Origin of the sequence: Trichocoleus sp. DQ-A1, assembly GCF_039961955.1 — a bacterium.
In the GTDB taxonomy this organism is placed as follows: domain Bacteria; phylum Cyanobacteriota; class Cyanobacteriia; order Cyanobacteriales; family FACHB-T130; genus FACHB-T130.
Map to the genome: position 1 here is coordinate 17,811 of NZ_JAMPKE010000049.1, position 13,642 is coordinate 31,452.

The 13,642-nt window shown below is 45.7% G+C and carries 22 protein-coding genes; 5 read left to right on the plus strand and 17 right to left on the minus strand.

Features of this window, described 5'->3' with window-relative positions; genetic code table 11:
• Nucleotides 1-9: 9 nt before the first annotated feature.
• From NDI33_RS25920 to NDI33_RS25950, 7 genes are all read right to left on the minus strand, one after another.
• The gene (locus tag NDI33_RS25920; protein WP_190671902.1) at nt 10-681 is read right to left on the minus strand and encodes a hypothetical protein; all 672 of its coding nucleotides are present in this window, start codon (nt 679-681) and stop codon (nt 10-12) included.
• Between the two features lie 60 nt (nt 682-741).
• Nucleotides 742-915, minus strand: coding sequence for a hypothetical protein (locus tag NDI33_RS25925; RefSeq protein ID WP_190431389.1), 174 nt, complete (start codon nt 913-915; stop codon nt 742-744).
• A 118-nt stretch (nt 916-1,033) separates the two neighbouring features.
• Complete coding sequence (locus NDI33_RS25930; RefSeq protein ID WP_242030589.1) at nt 1,034-1,228, minus strand: hypothetical protein; 195 nt, start codon at nt 1,226-1,228, stop codon at nt 1,034-1,036.
• Complete coding sequence (locus NDI33_RS25935) at nt 1,221-1,499, minus strand: hypothetical protein (RefSeq protein WP_190431393.1); 279 nt, start codon at nt 1,497-1,499, stop codon at nt 1,221-1,223. The genes NDI33_RS25930 and NDI33_RS25935 overlap by 8 nt, the downstream gene beginning before the upstream one ends.
• On the minus strand, nt 1,496-1,819 hold the full coding sequence (locus NDI33_RS25940; RefSeq protein ID WP_190671904.1) for a hypothetical protein: 324 nt from the start codon (nt 1,817-1,819) through the stop codon (nt 1,496-1,498). Before NDI33_RS25940 ends, NDI33_RS25935 begins: the two co-directional genes overlap by 4 nt.
• A gap of 92 nt (nt 1,820-1,911) precedes the next feature.
• Nucleotides 1,912-2,262: a hypothetical protein gene (locus NDI33_RS25945; protein ID WP_190671907.1), complete on the minus strand. Its 351-nt coding sequence runs from the start codon at nt 2,260-2,262 to the stop codon at nt 1,912-1,914.
• A 3-nt stretch (nt 2,263-2,265) separates the two neighbouring features.
• A complete protein-coding gene (locus tag NDI33_RS25950; protein WP_348245682.1) occupies nt 2,266-3,336 on the minus strand; it encodes a hypothetical protein in 1,071 nt (356 codons plus the stop codon).
• A gap of 258 nt (nt 3,337-3,594) precedes the next feature.
• Between NDI33_RS25950 and NDI33_RS25955 the strand changes: the two genes are divergently transcribed.
• On the plus strand, nt 3,595-3,783 hold the full coding sequence (locus NDI33_RS25955) for a hypothetical protein (RefSeq protein ID WP_190431401.1): 189 nt from the start codon (nt 3,595-3,597) through the stop codon (nt 3,781-3,783).
• Between the two features lie 447 nt (nt 3,784-4,230).
• Nucleotides 4,231-7,305 carry a DUF5906 domain-containing protein gene (locus tag NDI33_RS25960; RefSeq protein ID WP_190671913.1) on the plus strand — a complete coding sequence of 1,025 codons (3,075 nt, stop codon included), beginning with the start codon at nt 4,231-4,233 and terminating at the stop codon, nt 7,303-7,305.
• A 298-nt stretch (nt 7,306-7,603) separates the two neighbouring features.
• Here the strand turns inward: NDI33_RS25960 and NDI33_RS25965 are convergent, their stop codons facing one another.
• From NDI33_RS25965 to NDI33_RS25980, 4 genes are all read right to left on the minus strand, one after another.
• Nucleotides 7,604-7,744 carry a hypothetical protein gene (locus NDI33_RS25965; RefSeq protein WP_190671916.1) on the minus strand — a complete coding sequence of 47 codons (141 nt, stop codon included), beginning with the start codon at nt 7,742-7,744 and terminating at the stop codon, nt 7,604-7,606.
• 341 nt (nt 7,745-8,085) lie between these two features.
• Complete coding sequence (locus tag NDI33_RS25970) at nt 8,086-8,502, minus strand: hypothetical protein (RefSeq protein WP_190671919.1); 417 nt, start codon at nt 8,500-8,502, stop codon at nt 8,086-8,088.
• 9 nt (nt 8,503-8,511) lie between these two features.
• Entirely contained in the window at nt 8,512-9,132 is a 621-nt protein-coding gene (locus NDI33_RS25975) for a hypothetical protein (RefSeq protein WP_348245683.1), read from the minus strand.
• 218 nt (nt 9,133-9,350) lie between these two features.
• Nucleotides 9,351-9,626, minus strand: a complete 276-nt coding sequence (locus NDI33_RS25980) for a hypothetical protein (protein ID WP_190671924.1) — start codon at nt 9,624-9,626, stop codon at nt 9,351-9,353.
• 111 nt (nt 9,627-9,737) lie between these two features.
• Between NDI33_RS25980 and NDI33_RS25985 the strand changes: the two genes are divergently transcribed.
• Entirely contained in the window at nt 9,738-10,217 is a 480-nt protein-coding gene (locus NDI33_RS25985) for a competence protein CoiA family protein (RefSeq protein ID WP_190671927.1), read from the plus strand.
• Between the two features lie 13 nt (nt 10,218-10,230).
• Here the strand turns inward: NDI33_RS25985 and NDI33_RS25990 are convergent, their stop codons facing one another.
• Entirely contained in the window at nt 10,231-10,701 is a 471-nt protein-coding gene (locus NDI33_RS25990; protein ID WP_347275831.1) for a transposase, read from the minus strand.
• Nucleotides 10,620-11,024: an IS5 family transposase gene (locus NDI33_RS25995; protein WP_190671935.1), complete on the minus strand. Its 405-nt coding sequence runs from the start codon at nt 11,022-11,024 to the stop codon at nt 10,620-10,622. Before NDI33_RS25995 ends, NDI33_RS25990 begins: the two co-directional genes overlap by 82 nt.
• Before the next feature lie 116 nt (nt 11,025-11,140).
• On the opposite strand from NDI33_RS25995, the gene NDI33_RS26000 reads away from it, so the two are divergent.
• Nucleotides 11,141-11,608: a hypothetical protein gene (locus tag NDI33_RS26000; protein ID WP_190671938.1), complete on the plus strand. Its 468-nt coding sequence runs from the start codon at nt 11,141-11,143 to the stop codon at nt 11,606-11,608.
• Nucleotides 11,609-11,862: 254 nt separating this feature from the next.
• Here NDI33_RS26000 and NDI33_RS26005 read toward each other — a convergent pair whose 3' ends face one another.
• Entirely contained in the window at nt 11,863-12,090 is a 228-nt protein-coding gene (locus tag NDI33_RS26005) for an EF-hand domain-containing protein (protein ID WP_190431410.1), read from the minus strand.
• Nucleotides 12,091-12,233: 143 nt separating this feature from the next.
• On the opposite strand from NDI33_RS26005, the gene NDI33_RS26010 reads away from it, so the two are divergent.
• The gene (locus NDI33_RS26010; protein ID WP_277878741.1) at nt 12,234-12,359 is read left to right on the plus strand and encodes a hypothetical protein; all 126 of its coding nucleotides are present in this window, start codon (nt 12,234-12,236) and stop codon (nt 12,357-12,359) included.
• On the opposite strand, the gene NDI33_RS26015 is transcribed toward NDI33_RS26010, so the two are convergent.
• The 3 genes from NDI33_RS26015 to NDI33_RS26025 all read right to left on the minus strand — a co-directional run.
• Nucleotides 12,356-13,117 carry an HAD family hydrolase gene (locus tag NDI33_RS26015; protein WP_190671941.1) on the minus strand — a complete coding sequence of 254 codons (762 nt, stop codon included), beginning with the start codon at nt 13,115-13,117 and terminating at the stop codon, nt 12,356-12,358. The genes NDI33_RS26010 and NDI33_RS26015 overlap by 4 nt on opposite strands.
• 49 nt (nt 13,118-13,166) lie before the next feature.
• Nucleotides 13,167-13,424 (minus strand): hypothetical protein, encoded by a 258-nt coding sequence (locus tag NDI33_RS26020; RefSeq protein WP_190671944.1) that lies wholly within the window; start codon nt 13,422-13,424, stop codon nt 13,167-13,169.
• Nucleotides 13,425-13,438: 14 nt separating this feature from the next.
• A partial coding sequence (locus tag NDI33_RS26025) for a helix-turn-helix domain-containing protein (RefSeq protein ID WP_190671946.1) occupies nt 13,439-13,642 on the minus strand: 204 nt, incomplete at its 5' end.

Below are 13,642 nucleotides of genomic sequence, written 5' to 3' on the forward strand. Positions count from 1 at the left end.
CACCTTTAATTAACGACCGCTGAACCAATCACCAATACCTTGCCAAAATCCTTTCTTACACGCACTAGAACGAAAGCCGTTGGTGATTAAATCCTTGCGCTCATCCCGCTCTTTTCTTACCTGTTCTGCCAACGCTTCCCGTCTCTCCATTTGAGGGATTTTTTCTTGAATGCGACGTGTGCCGTTTTGGTGCCGACGTGCCACAATTTGTAACGCAGTTTGGAAGTCCATTCGTTCGAGCATGAGGGCGCTACGTCCATCTGCATCCAACAGCCTGACACCGTTTGCTGCTTTCTCGCTCATCATCCGGATGTGCTGCTGGTAGCCTTTTCCGGCGAGGAATACATTTAAAATTTGTTGATCGATTTTCTTGGCAGCAGCAGCGGCGTCCTTTTGGACATCTGCTACAAATTGTTCGTACTTCACTTGCCCTTCAATCAGGGTTTTGAAGTGTTTTTCGAGGATGGGTAGCACTTCAATAAGTCGAGCCATCGCAGCGGCTCTATCTGCATATTCTGCGAGCTGCTGGTCAGTCATGTTTGGGAGTTCTGCTAGGTCAATCCCAAAGTAGTTTTTGGTTAAACCAACCAGGTTTTTATCTAGCGCGTGTACCCGATGAACGGCTGATTTTTTCGGTTGATACTTGACGATGGCGGTGCTTTTAGATAATCCAAAGTCCATGATTAATTCCTTGTAGTGAAGTGCGATTGCCTTCAACACTGAAAGCGATCGCTTGATTGTTTATCGACTCAGACCCAACGCTCTTTCCATGCCTCGCGCTTCCGCTTCAAGTGTTTGGATGCGCTGATACTGCTGTTCAATGACTAAATCTTTAGGAGCGGATTGAGGTGGTTTTGTCATGAAGTAAAACCCAATCCCACCGAGAATTAAAGCGAGTCCGATATAGTCTTTCATTGGTCAATCTCCCTCTGGTACATCCTTTTTGTGATTCGGTAGAGGGGCATTCTGGAGCTGCCCAGGTAAAAGCTAGGGGCTAACAGAATCCCTCCAATTGCAAGCGCTATCGCGTGTTTCATGATTCTTCTTGGCGTTGCTTAGCGGCATACCATTGCCATGCACTGCTTACGATGTGCTGCTCTGGTTCTGGCAGGGAATAAGGTAGTTCGCCTGCATCTTGTCGGCTGAGAATATCAGCGGCTTGAACTGAAAGTTTTTCGGGCACTCCGACACTGCGAAGGTTATCTGCCCAGATTTCTCTGTTAGACACGAGTAACCCCCTTCGCATGAAGTCTTCGATACCCTCCAGCGATCGCTTGCTTGACTTGTACAAGCGCTGCCTGACCTTCTGTAGTGGTACGAAACTGCTGAATGAATCCCTGCACCTGTTGCTGTTGGGAAGGTGTCAGGCTGTCTGGCATCGGTTCAAATAAATCGGCGTGGTCAGCGATTCGTCGCAGGCTGTCTGCAATTCGGTCAGGATGCCCCTGATGTTCACCCTCCATTGGCAGGAGGTGATCGGCAATATAAATCGGGTTCATGGTTGATTTTCCCGTACGCTAATTGCCTCGACGAGAAATTTGACTAAGCCAAGCTGAAAGTCCCCTTCCAACTCATCAATCAAATCCAAAGCATCGCAAACCTGCTGGCTGAGGTCGCTGTTTTCCACTAATGACCAGGTATCCGCTTGGTCACTTTTAATAACGCAATAAGTCAAAACGGCGTGCAGTTCTTGGCGAGTCAGTTGTTCAAAGTAGCTGCCGAATCGATGTTCTAGTTCGGCAATGACTAAATAAGCCCGGTCGGATTTAGCGGCGCTGACCCAGTAATTAAGTGGCTTACTGGCTACAAATTTTGGCATGATTGAAGTTACTCCTGATCGTGTGCTTGATGGGAGCCAGTACCCCGCGGTGAGAGCCTGAGAAACTTTGCCGCGGGTTACTGACAAACTTTTTAAAATGAAGCGGCTTCATCTTTGTCGAACAAATCACCTAAGTCGGCATCAAATTCAAAATTGTCTGACAAGGATGCTTTCAAAGCTGGTGCTTCGCTAGATTGACCGAGCGATACAACCTTATTGCCACCACTAGGAACCCAATTCATCAACCAGCTAAACAACTTGGTGAATGGAACTTGCGAAGCCATCTGTTGAGCCAGCCGATGTTCATAAACAATCCGATTGGCTAGTGTGGTTAAATCGGCAGCCGTTAATTGATTCACTGGCTTACCCAAAACCCTTTCAGACTGGGACTTCAGATACTGTTCAATGTCAGGTTCAACTCGAACTCTGGTGTTCTCTGCCATTGCTTATTTCCCCCTTGCTAGTCGTCCTTCTGCCATCCGTTGCAATCCAATTGCATTCGCCCAGCTTCCCTTGGGAACAGCGGTAATTCCTTGAGTCGCAAGCATCTTTGCAACTCCTGGCATTTCCACCCCTCCCCCCCACGCAACAAAGCTTTGAGCAGAGTCGCGCCACTCCTGAATTTCTTTAAAGGCGAGGCGTAGGCGATCGCTTAACCACAGCTTGAGATGACGGGCGTAAATGCTGCGGAAGTTAAAGCTACGGGTGCCATATTGAAAGCTCTGATTCTCAATTCCTTGTCGGATTGTCTCGACATTTCCTGCCTTCCCCGAACCCAAGAACTGAATGAGTTCGCTGTCAGATGCAATCGCACTGAGTAGGTCGATACATCCGCCCACTTCCAAAACTTGACGATGGATAATTGCACCACTAGGAGCGAATACAGTTGGAATCACTGTAGAAGTTCCAAAGTCAAATGCAATGGCATGAGCAGTTCTATCAATTAAGGGTTCGGGTTTCGATGAAACGCAATATCCGTAGGAACCTGCCCCTTCAGGCGTAACTAAACTAACCTTGAGATTCACTCGTGAGTGTGACGTGTTTCTGCCATTGAAACTAATTACATGAGTGCCTGATGTTTTCTTCATCAATGGGGTTTGAAATACTTGCTTGTTGTGGATGAACAGCACTAAATGCAAGTTCCACTCTGGGCGGAAAGGTAGAGTAGCCAAGCCTCCTAATAACGTGTGCAAAGCATATTCGACTTTTAGCACCGGGTCATCACTCAACTTAATGTGAGTGGTTGGTGCTTTCCATGCCGCGAGAGTTCCAGTTAAGAATTCTCGTCCGATTAAGTCTTCTCTTTCGCCTGAGTAGTAGAAGAAATGTCCACCTTCTTTTGAAGTAAGAACATCATGTAATTCTTCTTTAATTTCCAGCACTTTTGAGGGCGTGCGAACTTTCATTTGCTGGCTACCACTACCAAATACCAGCTTGACCAGTCCTGCCCCGTTATCGACTCCAGCGGCGATTGCTGGGGTACTTCGGGTCAGTTCAGCCTGCGTTGGCTGGGTCATTACCATTGCTCAATTCCTCCAAAATTTTAAGGTCGAATCCGTCTATGCCGCTTGTTGTCGGCGGTTGAGATGATTTTTGGTAATAAAACTCTGTCACCCAATTTCACCTGATTTTGCTATGCGGTGAGGGTTTTGGGCGTTTTTGGTCTATGTCTGTTACGATAGCACAAAGTGAATTAATGTGATTCACTTTGATTTAATACAGACAAAATAAAGTTAAGTTAAGCGAACTTTCTATGTATCAAGGGGGATAAACTTATGGACATGGCAAACCGTGTTCCAGTTGATTTGGAAGGCTTACGAGAGCGCATAGAAAATGCACGCTCTGATTCTGCATGGAAAGAGTTATCGCTATCTAAAAAGGTCAGAATCCTTTTGCTGGAGCGATTAGAGGAGGTTGAACAACATCAAAAAGAAACCCTTTCACCTAGCAACAAGGAGGAATGATGGGGAATGATCGCACTAAGATTTCTGATCCAAGAAAAATTGGGTAGCCTCGCTCACTACAAAAACTCGCAGTGTATAAATAGTACAAATATACTATTTTTATGCTTTAATAAGTTTTCATTGGGTTTATTTCCAACAAAGAATAAACCCCAAAAATAAGCAAAAAAAATGGAGGCAAGTTATCCAAGAAGAACCCAGTCTATAGAAGACTGAAGGCACCGCCAAAAATAACTCACCAACCAAGCTTTAATATTTTCAATACATTCATACTACCCTGACTCCCGGTAATTGTCGATGAATGTAAAGGTTGTACATAGGTTAAGAGAAATTTGACGAGGAGTAGCTTTGGGGAAATGAGAATCACTGGTGATACCGGAAATCTTCCTATGCTCTGAAAACTGATTGTGTAACTGCCTCCTTCACAACAAACGAAGGAGCATAAACCCTGTGCAAGAATTGACAGCCGTTCAGCCCGTTGAAGAAAACAATCAAGCCATTGCGATTGACCAGCAGCAAGCTCCAGCAACCTCACCGCCTCAACCTCCTAAATTAAAGCAGTTCGATATCCGAGAATGGGTGGAGCGCTTGACGCCAGTAGAAGGCAGAAAGAATCAATACCTCTGCCCGGTGTGCGAGGGAAAGCTAACCATTAACCCAAACAATGGAGCTTATAACTGTTGGGTCACTGGGTGTGAACCGAAAGATATTCGGGAAGCGATCGCGCCTTTGAGCCAAAAGAACGGCGATCGCTTTCCACGGATAATCACCACTTCAAAGAAAAAAAAGAAGATCGTTCCAGCTCCTATCCCACAGGGTGAGCTGAACCTTATCAGGCTCTCTGCACCGGCAACGGATTCACCTCAACCCTCTACAAGGTTTGATAACAAGCACGGTGAGGTATCCGAAATTATTTATAACTATTCTGAAGATCAGTGGGCAGTTCGCATTCAGTGGGCAGATGCCACTGAACCCAAAGGGTACGATAAAATTTTCCGCATCTGGCATCGAAATGAGGAAGGAAAAGCGATTCCTCAAAAAGGCGATCGCCCTTGGATGCCGTACCGTCTAGATGAAGCATTGGACGCAGCTAGAGTTACACCTAATCTTCGCGTCCTCCTAGTTCAAGAAGGAGAATCGTGTGTTGAAGCATTGAGAAAAATCGGACTAGCTTCAATCACCCTTCAGGGCAGCGCTTGGAACAATGCTGGTTTGGAAAGCATGGTGCAAGCAGTTAAGCCGCACATAGGCTGCCTGGTTCATCTAAAAGATAACGATGAAACAGGTGCTAAAAAAGCCCAAGAACTTTCAGGCGTTTGCGCCAAGGCTGGATTGCCATTTTTAATTATCGATCCACTTAACATCCATCCAGAGCTACCCTCAAAGGGAGATGCAGTGGATATTTTAGGAGCAATGGAACCAGAGGAATTTATTCGACGGCTAGAAGAGGAAATCCACCTAGCCGTAGAGATGCGGCGTCCTCAGAAGGTGGAACCGCAGGCAGAGGAATGGGCTTCACCAGATTCTTCATTAAGCCCTACATCAGACGATCCTTTATCAATACCGGATTCTCTAGGCGATACCCCATTCGACCCGAACCCGAATGAGGAAGTTACTCAGCAAGTTCTAAACCTTTTCTATCAAGACAACCCCTGGATTTGCCTGAATGGAAAATTGTACGAATGGAGCGAGACTCATTATGAGTTACGCGATGACGTGTCGGAATTACGCCGAATTTCGGACTTCTGCAACACTTATGCAATTGAAACGAAAAACGGGAATAAATACCCCTACGCCAATGCAGGCAAAGTGAGAGGTGTTCTGGACTGGGTCAAGATTCGCTTAGGAGTCGATCCGTCTCTGGTTAACCCTCCTGGATTAAACTGCACCAACGGGGTTCTAGAGATTTATTGGGAAGGGTCAACTCCTAAATGGGAATTGATTCCTCACGATCCAGACAAGTATTACATTTATCCGCCAATCGCCACTTACAACCCAAACGCCGATTCTCAACACTGCGATCGCCTACTCGCTATTTTGGACGAACCGCAGCGGGAGATTTTCTTGAGAACAATTGCTGCCTGTCTCGACTTACCGACAGTTCGGAAATATAAGGGACGGTTGGTTAGATGTTTGTTACTCAGAGGACATGGATCGAACGGAAAAGACGTTGCAAAAGAAATTACATCCGCAATGCTCGGATATCAAGGCATCTGTAGTGCTACCATCTCAGATTTTGCAGCATATGATTCAGGAAATAGATTTGGTCTAGCTCAACTCCCAAATGCTCGCGTTGTGTGGAGTTCCGAAAACGCTAATTTTGCTAAGCTCGACAAGGTTCAGAGTTTGAAGGCTTGCGTTACTGGTGATACCCTTTTTGCCGAAAGGAAGGGAAAAGATGCGTGGGAATTTAATCCAAAGGCAGTCGTGTTATTCAACTGCAACGACACTCCCAACCTGCAAGGAAGTTTGGAGGCAATCACCGGGCGCTATGGGGTGCTGACATTCAACAAAACTTTCAAAATCGGTGCAGACCCTAGCAAGGGAGAACTGGAAGCAGACCCACGATTTAAATACGATCGAGAATTTTTGCAGAAAGAAGTTCTCCCTGCTTTCATAAATAAAATTCTGGCGGCATTGGTTGCTCTGATGAGCGAGGGCATCGACTACAGCTGCACTCAGAAGGCACTCGAAGAAATCCAAGCCGAAAACTCACACCTGTTCCAGTTCTGCCAGGAAACAGGATTAGGCTACGACCCGGAAGGAATCCTAAAAGTTGGCGACGTTTGGGAGCGGCTTAAGCACTGGTACGAGGAAAACGGAACGTTGACTTATAGCGACGCTAACAAGCCTATTTGGACTGACCAGGCTAAGAGGAGCGATGGAAATGTTAAGGGGATGAATCAAGTCCTAAAACGTTTTTTGGAACTCTTCCCCAAAGCTAAAAGAGTCACGTTAGGGAAAGGCAATGTCGGCCTCCAAGGCATTAACTTTTCTAAAATCCCATCTGATAGTGAGGCAGTGGGTGAGGCAGGTAAGGCAGTGGTGAGGCAGTTGGTGAGGCAACAACCCTTGCTACATAAGGATGGTGAGGCAGTCGGGGCAGTTTCCTTACCCCAAGAAAAAAATGAAGAAATAGAAAATAGAATTTCATTTCATTGCAACGAAAATTCCGATCCGGATTCAAATTCTAATCAAGTTCAAAATTTGCCTCGACTGCCTCACCATCCAGACTCAGTAGGGGATACAGCCTCACCCACTGCCTCACCCACTGCCTCACCAGATACGTCAACTGCCTCACCCGTTATTGAGAAGCCAAAATTTGAGCTTTACTCCGCGGTTGCATTGGTTGACCGTGGCCTCCTCACTTCTAACTGGTACGGATGTATTCAGGATTTCCGTGACAACGGAAAAGAGGCGTTAGTAGGTTGGAAAGAGCGTGGAGGTGAACCAGACGTTGAGAGAGACTGGTATAAGCTTTCGGAGCTAAGACTGATTGAGCGGGATAGAGGCGTTGAATTTTAACTGTGCGTAGCGATCGCTCCTTATCTTTGCGGTGCAGATTGGTATGCGCTGGGAAAGAGCGATCGCGTCCAAATTCTTCTCCAAATTTCTCTAAGTTTCGAGTACCAATTGGCACTTGGCAGGGTAAAAATTAGGGTGGCTCAATGCCGACCCCAGTGGAAGCAATGGCAAATGTGTTCGCGCTAAAGATGGGTAAAATATTAACGCGAACACTATTGAGGCAAAACTATGCCCAAAAAACGCTGTGGCTTCGGATTCGATTGCGCCGGATGAGGCAAAAATCAGGGTTACAAGCGGATCACTGTGGAAATTGAGCGGCGTAATCGGTTGACTCAATTGCGATCGCAGCTAAGGGAAATTCGGAAGCGGCTGGCAGAACTTCAGGTATTTCTAAATGCCAATTAGTTTTAGTGGTCAAGCACCGCGTGCCAATTGGCACTTATGAATTCATCTACTCAAAATCCAGCTGAAAGATAGCGGTAAACTTCTAGGTATTATGCAGAAGAATCTATTGCAGGCAGAAAACGAGGCTATAGACCGTAACCAATGACTCAACAGCCGCAAATTAGCTGGAAGCGAGTAGCCTTCAAAGTTGGGATTGGGATGCTTTTATTGCTGGGAATAGGACGCAATCAGAGAGCGCGTGTATCGCTCACACTAGCGTTACAGGAGTCCCCAGGATGAAACAGGATGCCTGCCGATGAGAATTTACAACAATTCCTAGACCGTTGGATCAGAGCTAATTCGTTTAAGGTCTGATGCTGTTCACTACGTTTCGTTTTATCCCCTCTCGAACCATTTTTCTATAGCCAAAGTTGATAGGGCATCCCAAAAATCTGGCTTTTCTGTACTATTCCAACATCCTAAATATCTCTCTACTGCAACCGGAGTACGCGATTTACTTGATAAGCTTTGAAACATATGAGGGCGTTTTTCAGGTAGTATCTGCTCCCATTCCTGCTCCGTTCTCATCTTGCCAATCCCCTCTGTTACATGACCGACATGAGAGATAGTCTGTCCATTCGTCCAAACACGTAAACGACCAACTATAACCTTTCTAGAGCTACGCAATAAGTAGGTATTAGGAGTGGGCAACCAAAGAAATAGAATAGGCTTTTGTGACTTCTGCTGAAAATATATTTCTGCACAGAGTCTCGTCTTTCCAGACCCATATTGGATAAGTCTTTTATCAACCATCTCCTTCATTCATCGATTAAAAGTAAGAATTTTACTTCTTACTCTGAGAAAGCCTTCTTGTTCTTCCTTAGTGCAGCCCCCTAGCCATTTAACAAGGAGTTCTGGAGGTTCAGGAATACTATCTATTCCTAATAATTCAATTGGTTGATATGGAATTAGATATTTCTTTTGAACAAATTCCTGGCCTAGCTCTTGGAGATGAAACTGGAACCCTTCCTCATCCTTAGTGATAAAGAAATGAAAAAACTCAAAGTCAAGACGGCTGTACTTGCTATCAATTAAGTTATGTCGGTGATAGCTCGGTGCGATTCCAATGAGCCGAACTGGACGAGAATAGTCAACATCTTCCAGAAATGGTCTTTCTTCTAAAAGGCTTGAATAGTAACGGGTTAGCTGCTGAGTCAGGTACCGCTCTTCTACATTCTTTAACTCTAGAATGACAAGACCTCTGTCATCACCCACCGCAAGAATGTCACATATTTCGCCATTAGAAACGTGTTGCTGTTTGAGAGGAGTAACACCAAATAGTTGCTTGAGGTTGCTCCATACAAATTTCTCCAATGCCGCTTCACTAGCAAACTCCCATCCACTAGGAGTTTGATGCAATGCTACTCCGCTGATCACAAACAATTTACTCCAATTGCTACAGAAACGCCTATTCGATCTACTAAAGATACAAATTTTGAGTGACTTTTCCAAATGTTTGAACAGAGCGAGCGGGAAATGTAGTCATAATATTGCGCCTCGATCTCTGACCACCTCAAATTTCTGACTCTGCTGCAATTCATTCAAAATGGTGGCATTGCCATTCCCAAAGAGATGCAACTCATCCTAAGCGCGAGTCATGGCTACATACAACTGCCGACGAGCAAAGGCAGCTTCTTCCAAGTTATCACCACAGCAGCTTGCAAACTGCCACCATCGGCGGCAAGTTGGTCTTCACCATCTTCGTCTTCGGAGCGATCGCTAACCCTACACTTTGGCAGCGCACTTTCCCCGTACCAATTGGTACCTACTTTCGAGCGACGCAATAGCAGGAGTGCCAATTGGCACTTACTCTTCAGGCTAAGGACTAAGGCAGAAGGCAGCGGTATATTACAGGTTTGTTTATCACACCTTCTCATCTGCGATAGTCCTAACGTTCCCAGATTGTGAGAATAGATCGCGCATTGTCCTGATTTCACCTACCCTCGAAGTTAACTATCAATAGTCCGTGAGGAGCTAGTTTTTCCTATATGGCTTATGTGTGGCTGCTAAAGTTTGGGGTCAATGCTGATAATAAGTTGGTTAATATTGCCGATGTCCCTAGTGGAAAAAGTGATTTAATCTGCCCCTATTGTGGAGTCAAATTAGTTGCGAAGAAGGGCCAAGTCAAAGAACATCATTTCGCTCATACCGGGCAAACCTGCTGCTCCGTAACGGTTAAGCGAGAGTTTCCCACCCTACCTTTGTATGACAACTTCAATATCGAGCTATCAGGTCAGGCACTACAATTGCTAAAACTCCTGTGGAAATCATGCGGTCAGAACGGATGGAGCATCCCCTTCTCTGGTGAACTCAAGCCATTAATCAAAGCCAAACTATTACAGAAGAATCCCTATCAAAATCCTCCCGGCTACGAGTTTACCCAACTTGGTCAGATTCCAGTTGGAGCGTTGCCATTAAAGGAATTTAATCAAATTCAGGAGCCACTTCTCCTTAGAAGCTGTTTCTAAAGAAGAGTAACGATTAACGAGTTCGCTGATTCTGAGTGAGTTGGCGCAGCATCAATCGAATCATTGTCAGATAGATAAAGCCCTCGTGATGTTCTGGTAACTCTTCATAGTCTCGACATAAACGCCGTGCATTTTCCAGCCATGCAAATGTCCGTTCCACAACCCACCGCCACGGTTCAACGACGAAGCCCTGTCCCAGTTTCTCAGTCAATTCCAACGTGCAGTCGTATGCCATCTGCAACACAACCGCAATCGCACCCCGATAACCTTGGTCAGCCAGAATTTTTACCAGGCGAGGATTGTTCTCCAATGCTGGAACTAAGACTACGGGCGCTGCTTTGACATCCGCAACGTTTGCAGCACTGACAAAACATGACACGACTAAGCCCAACACATCGACAATCAGGTGCCGCTTGCGTCCTTTGACCTTTTTGTTGCCATCAACCCCGTGTTCAGGCCCCCTTTTTGAGCCATCTCCACTGATTGACTATCGATTAGTCCCAAGCTTGGTTGTTCGTCGCGACCTGCCTCGACCCTAACTTGCCGACCCAACGCTTGATTGACTGCCTCCCACACCCCACTATGTGTCCAGCGCCGGAAGTACCCATACACCGTCTCCCATGCCGGAAAATCATGGGGCATCGCTCGCCATTTGATCCCATTGTCGGCAACGTACATCAGCGCATTGACGACCTCCCGTAACTCCACTTCCCGTGGGCTGCCAATCGGTTTGTTTGGCGGCAACAGCGGTTTGAGTAGTGCCCATTCTGCGTCTTTGAGGTCACTGGGATAAGGCTTTCGAGTCATGAGCGTGAACCAGCACTACTAACTTCTATTTGACCAAGATTCGACTCGCTCTCTCATGTCGCTTTAACTTTCTTTAGAAACAGCCTCTTAAGAAGTTAGCTGATATAGAACGTCAGGTGAAACTGGCTAAGGTTCTTAAAGCCCTAGATTTGAAAGAACGTTCAATTGATTTATGGCTTTACCGAACTCAGCTCAAAAGAATTCTGGAGCATCGCTTGTACTATCTAGAAGTAAAAACTGATAGTGAAACTCTATCTAAAATTGGTATAACTAAGCGAACAATTGAAGAACAAATGGTAGAAATTAGGCGGGATTTATACTGCCACTATAAAACCGTGGAACTTAAGGTACTGGGTACTTGGGAACACAGAGGCAACGTTGAGCTATATTTCAAGCATCGTTACCAGCCGTTAAACTATCGATTGGGTAGTTTAACTGAATACTACAAATTTGGTACTGAGGCGAGTGCAGTATTGAACGATTTGGAACAGATGTACCTCAAATGTCTTAGTCAAGTAGAATTTGATATTTTGATAGAGGATGATAAGCTAGCACCTGCTAGGGTTGAAAACCATTGCCTGTGAAAACGTCTCTTTTCAAAAACAATCCTCAGCTCAATAACCATGCTTCAACAACCCAAACCAGAACTTGACATTACACTCCTAATGTCAATTGGTGCTTAAATCCCTGCGAATTGGAAGGATAAGAAGCAAGTTCTTATCCTTGGTAGTCAGCGATTACTTTCTGCTCTCGAATTGCTGAAACCTTTATCAGGAAAGACACTCATCCACTTGGATAAGTGTCTCTATTCCAATCGCTGCTGAATGTGCGCTCGCGCTTATTCTAAATTCCCTGCTTTCTTAACAGCTTGTTTCAAGTCTTCAAAGGTAATATTACCCTCTTCATCGTGATACGTCGCTAGCAGTACCTGGGGGCTAGTACCTGTTTCTGCTGAAATGACTGCATTTAACGCAGGGCTTAAATAAAGCTCATTACTCGATACTTTGCCATCTTGGTCGCCATCCAAGGTATTAAAAAGAGATTGAAGCTCTTGCTCAGTTGCCATAAGTTTCTATCTGAATTAGTTTTTTCAATTCAATATCCCAGAATTTAAAAAAAGATGCAAGGAAAGTTAAGATTTATCATTAGCAAACTCTCTCTGTAACCCTGACATAGGAAAGTTTTGCTTGGCGACACGAAATTGTCTCGATGTCATTTAAATTGGCACTGTACAAGTTTGTCCACCTTCACTTGAACCTGTCTTTATCCGATGTGCAGCACATTCTCCTTGTCCTGTTTCATCAAGAGAAAGGCGATCGCTTTCTCAAACGTTAGCGATCGTGGAGACGCTGTACCAATGCTATATCGACATAACTTGCATCTCCAGCATCACCAGCAAGAACACTAAAGGGTTGCTCTGGTTCTCCCAGGTGATTTAATACCAGTATGGCACCGGAAAAATCTTGGTTTTGCGTGTATTCGTTGACCGTAACCACCGTTTTCAAACCTAGTTGGCAGGCAGCTTCTAAACCTTGGTACGAGTCTTCAATCGCAAGGCAATCTTGGGCCTCTAAATCCATCATCTGTAGGACATATTGATAGACATCTGGTGCTGGTTTTTTGGCAGGAACGATATCACCAGCGGCAATTACCTCAAACCAGTCAGGGCTATTGGCTCCAAGGGTATGTTCCAATAAGGCAGTAACATTGGGGCATGAAGCTGTTGTTGCGATCGCCAAGCGAACTCCTTGAGTTCGGGCTTCTTCTATCAATCGCTTCACTCCTACGCGCAACGGCATAGCCCCCTCAGCCGCCAATTGTTGGAAGCATTTGATTTTGGTCGCATGAATGTCGGCAATAAATTTGTCCAAGTCAGTCGGTGGCTCGAAATCCGGTTGATACTGCTCCAAGTAAAAGCGAATGCGTTCCTTTCCCCCCGTAACCTCAAGTAACTCTCCATACAGCTCAGCTGACCAATCCCAATCGAAACCAGCTTCAGCAAAGGCACGATTGAAAGCAACGCGATGACCATCTCGCTCGGTATCTGCCATCGTTCCATCAATGTCAAAAATCAAGGCACGCAGTTGTGTCATCGTAATTATTTTCCAGGTGTTCTTGAGGTAAGGCTACCAATCAATGAGGTTAGAACTGATTAAATCTCTTCAAAGTTGCCGTAATTGTAGGCGTTGGATCGGGACTGGGTGCTGCGCTCGCTCGCTCGCTTACTCCGCAATATTGCTGTTGAATCTGTCCATGCTCTTGGCGACGATTATGTTCATGCCCTAGAAGCACAGTAGGCGAAAGCATTTGGGAAAACCGAGCAAGAAGCTGAGGATGCTGGAATCTTTGCCACCTTGGAATTGGAGTACGGAGTGTCTGCTTCCAAGAAGCTAGCTGCATTTGTGTAACTCCATCTAACTGTGTTCAGTGTTAAGCAACCGACTGAACTCGGCTTTGATAATCCCATAACACTCGCAGGAGATCGCTTCCAAGTCGCCTTGATTGAGAATGGTGATTTTGCCACGGCTGTAGCGAATCGTTCCCGCTTTGCTGAGGGTGCCAGCCGCCACCGTGACGCCAGAACGGCGCGTGCCCAACATCTGGGCGATAAATTCCTG

What these genes read in the sequence shown, in the direction of transcription:
- NDI33_RS25935 (WP_190431393.1), bottom strand. Translation starts at nt 1,499, where the DNA reads ATGAACCCGATTTATATTGCCGATCACCTCCTGCCAATGGAGGGTGAA.
- NDI33_RS25970 (WP_190671919.1), bottom strand. Translation starts at nt 8,502, where the DNA reads ATGGTTGATAAAAGACTTATCCAATATGGGTCTGGAAAGACGAGACTC.
- NDI33_RS26020 (WP_190671944.1), bottom strand. Translation starts at nt 13,424, where the DNA reads ATGCAGCTAGCTTCTTGGAAGCAGACACTCCGTACTCCAATTCCAAGG.
- NDI33_RS26010 (WP_277878741.1), top strand. Translation starts at nt 12,234, where the DNA reads ATGTCATTTAAATTGGCACTGTACAAGTTTGTCCACCTTCACTTGAAC.
- NDI33_RS26005 (WP_190431410.1), bottom strand. Translation starts at nt 12,090, where the DNA reads ATGGCAACTGAGCAAGAGCTTCAATCTCTTTTTAATACCTTGGATGGC.
- NDI33_RS25955 (WP_190431401.1), top strand. Translation starts at nt 3,595, where the DNA reads ATGGACATGGCAAACCGTGTTCCAGTTGATTTGGAAGGCTTACGAGAG.
- NDI33_RS25985 (WP_190671927.1), top strand. Translation starts at nt 9,738, where the DNA reads ATGGCTTATGTGTGGCTGCTAAAGTTTGGGGTCAATGCTGATAATAAG.
- NDI33_RS25995 (WP_190671935.1), bottom strand. Translation starts at nt 11,024, where the DNA reads ATGACTCGAAAGCCTTATCCCAGTGACCTCAAAGACGCAGAATGGGCA.
- NDI33_RS26015 (WP_190671941.1), bottom strand. Translation starts at nt 13,117, where the DNA reads ATGACACAACTGCGTGCCTTGATTTTTGACATTGATGGAACGATGGCA.
- NDI33_RS25950 (WP_348245682.1), bottom strand. Translation starts at nt 3,336, where the DNA reads ATGACCCAGCCAACGCAGGCTGAACTGACCCGAAGTACCCCAGCAATC.
- NDI33_RS25980 (WP_190671924.1), bottom strand. Translation starts at nt 9,626, where the DNA reads ATGAGAAGGTGTGATAAACAAACCTGTAATATACCGCTGCCTTCTGCC.
- NDI33_RS25920 (WP_190671902.1), bottom strand. Translation starts at nt 681, where the DNA reads ATGGACTTTGGATTATCTAAAAGCACCGCCATCGTCAAGTATCAACCG.
- NDI33_RS25925 (WP_190431389.1), bottom strand. Translation starts at nt 915, where the DNA reads ATGAAAGACTATATCGGACTCGCTTTAATTCTCGGTGGGATTGGGTTT.
- NDI33_RS25945 (WP_190671907.1), bottom strand. Translation starts at nt 2,262, where the DNA reads ATGGCAGAGAACACCAGAGTTCGAGTTGAACCTGACATTGAACAGTAT.
- NDI33_RS25940 (WP_190671904.1), bottom strand. Translation starts at nt 1,819, where the DNA reads ATGCCAAAATTTGTAGCCAGTAAGCCACTTAATTACTGGGTCAGCGCC.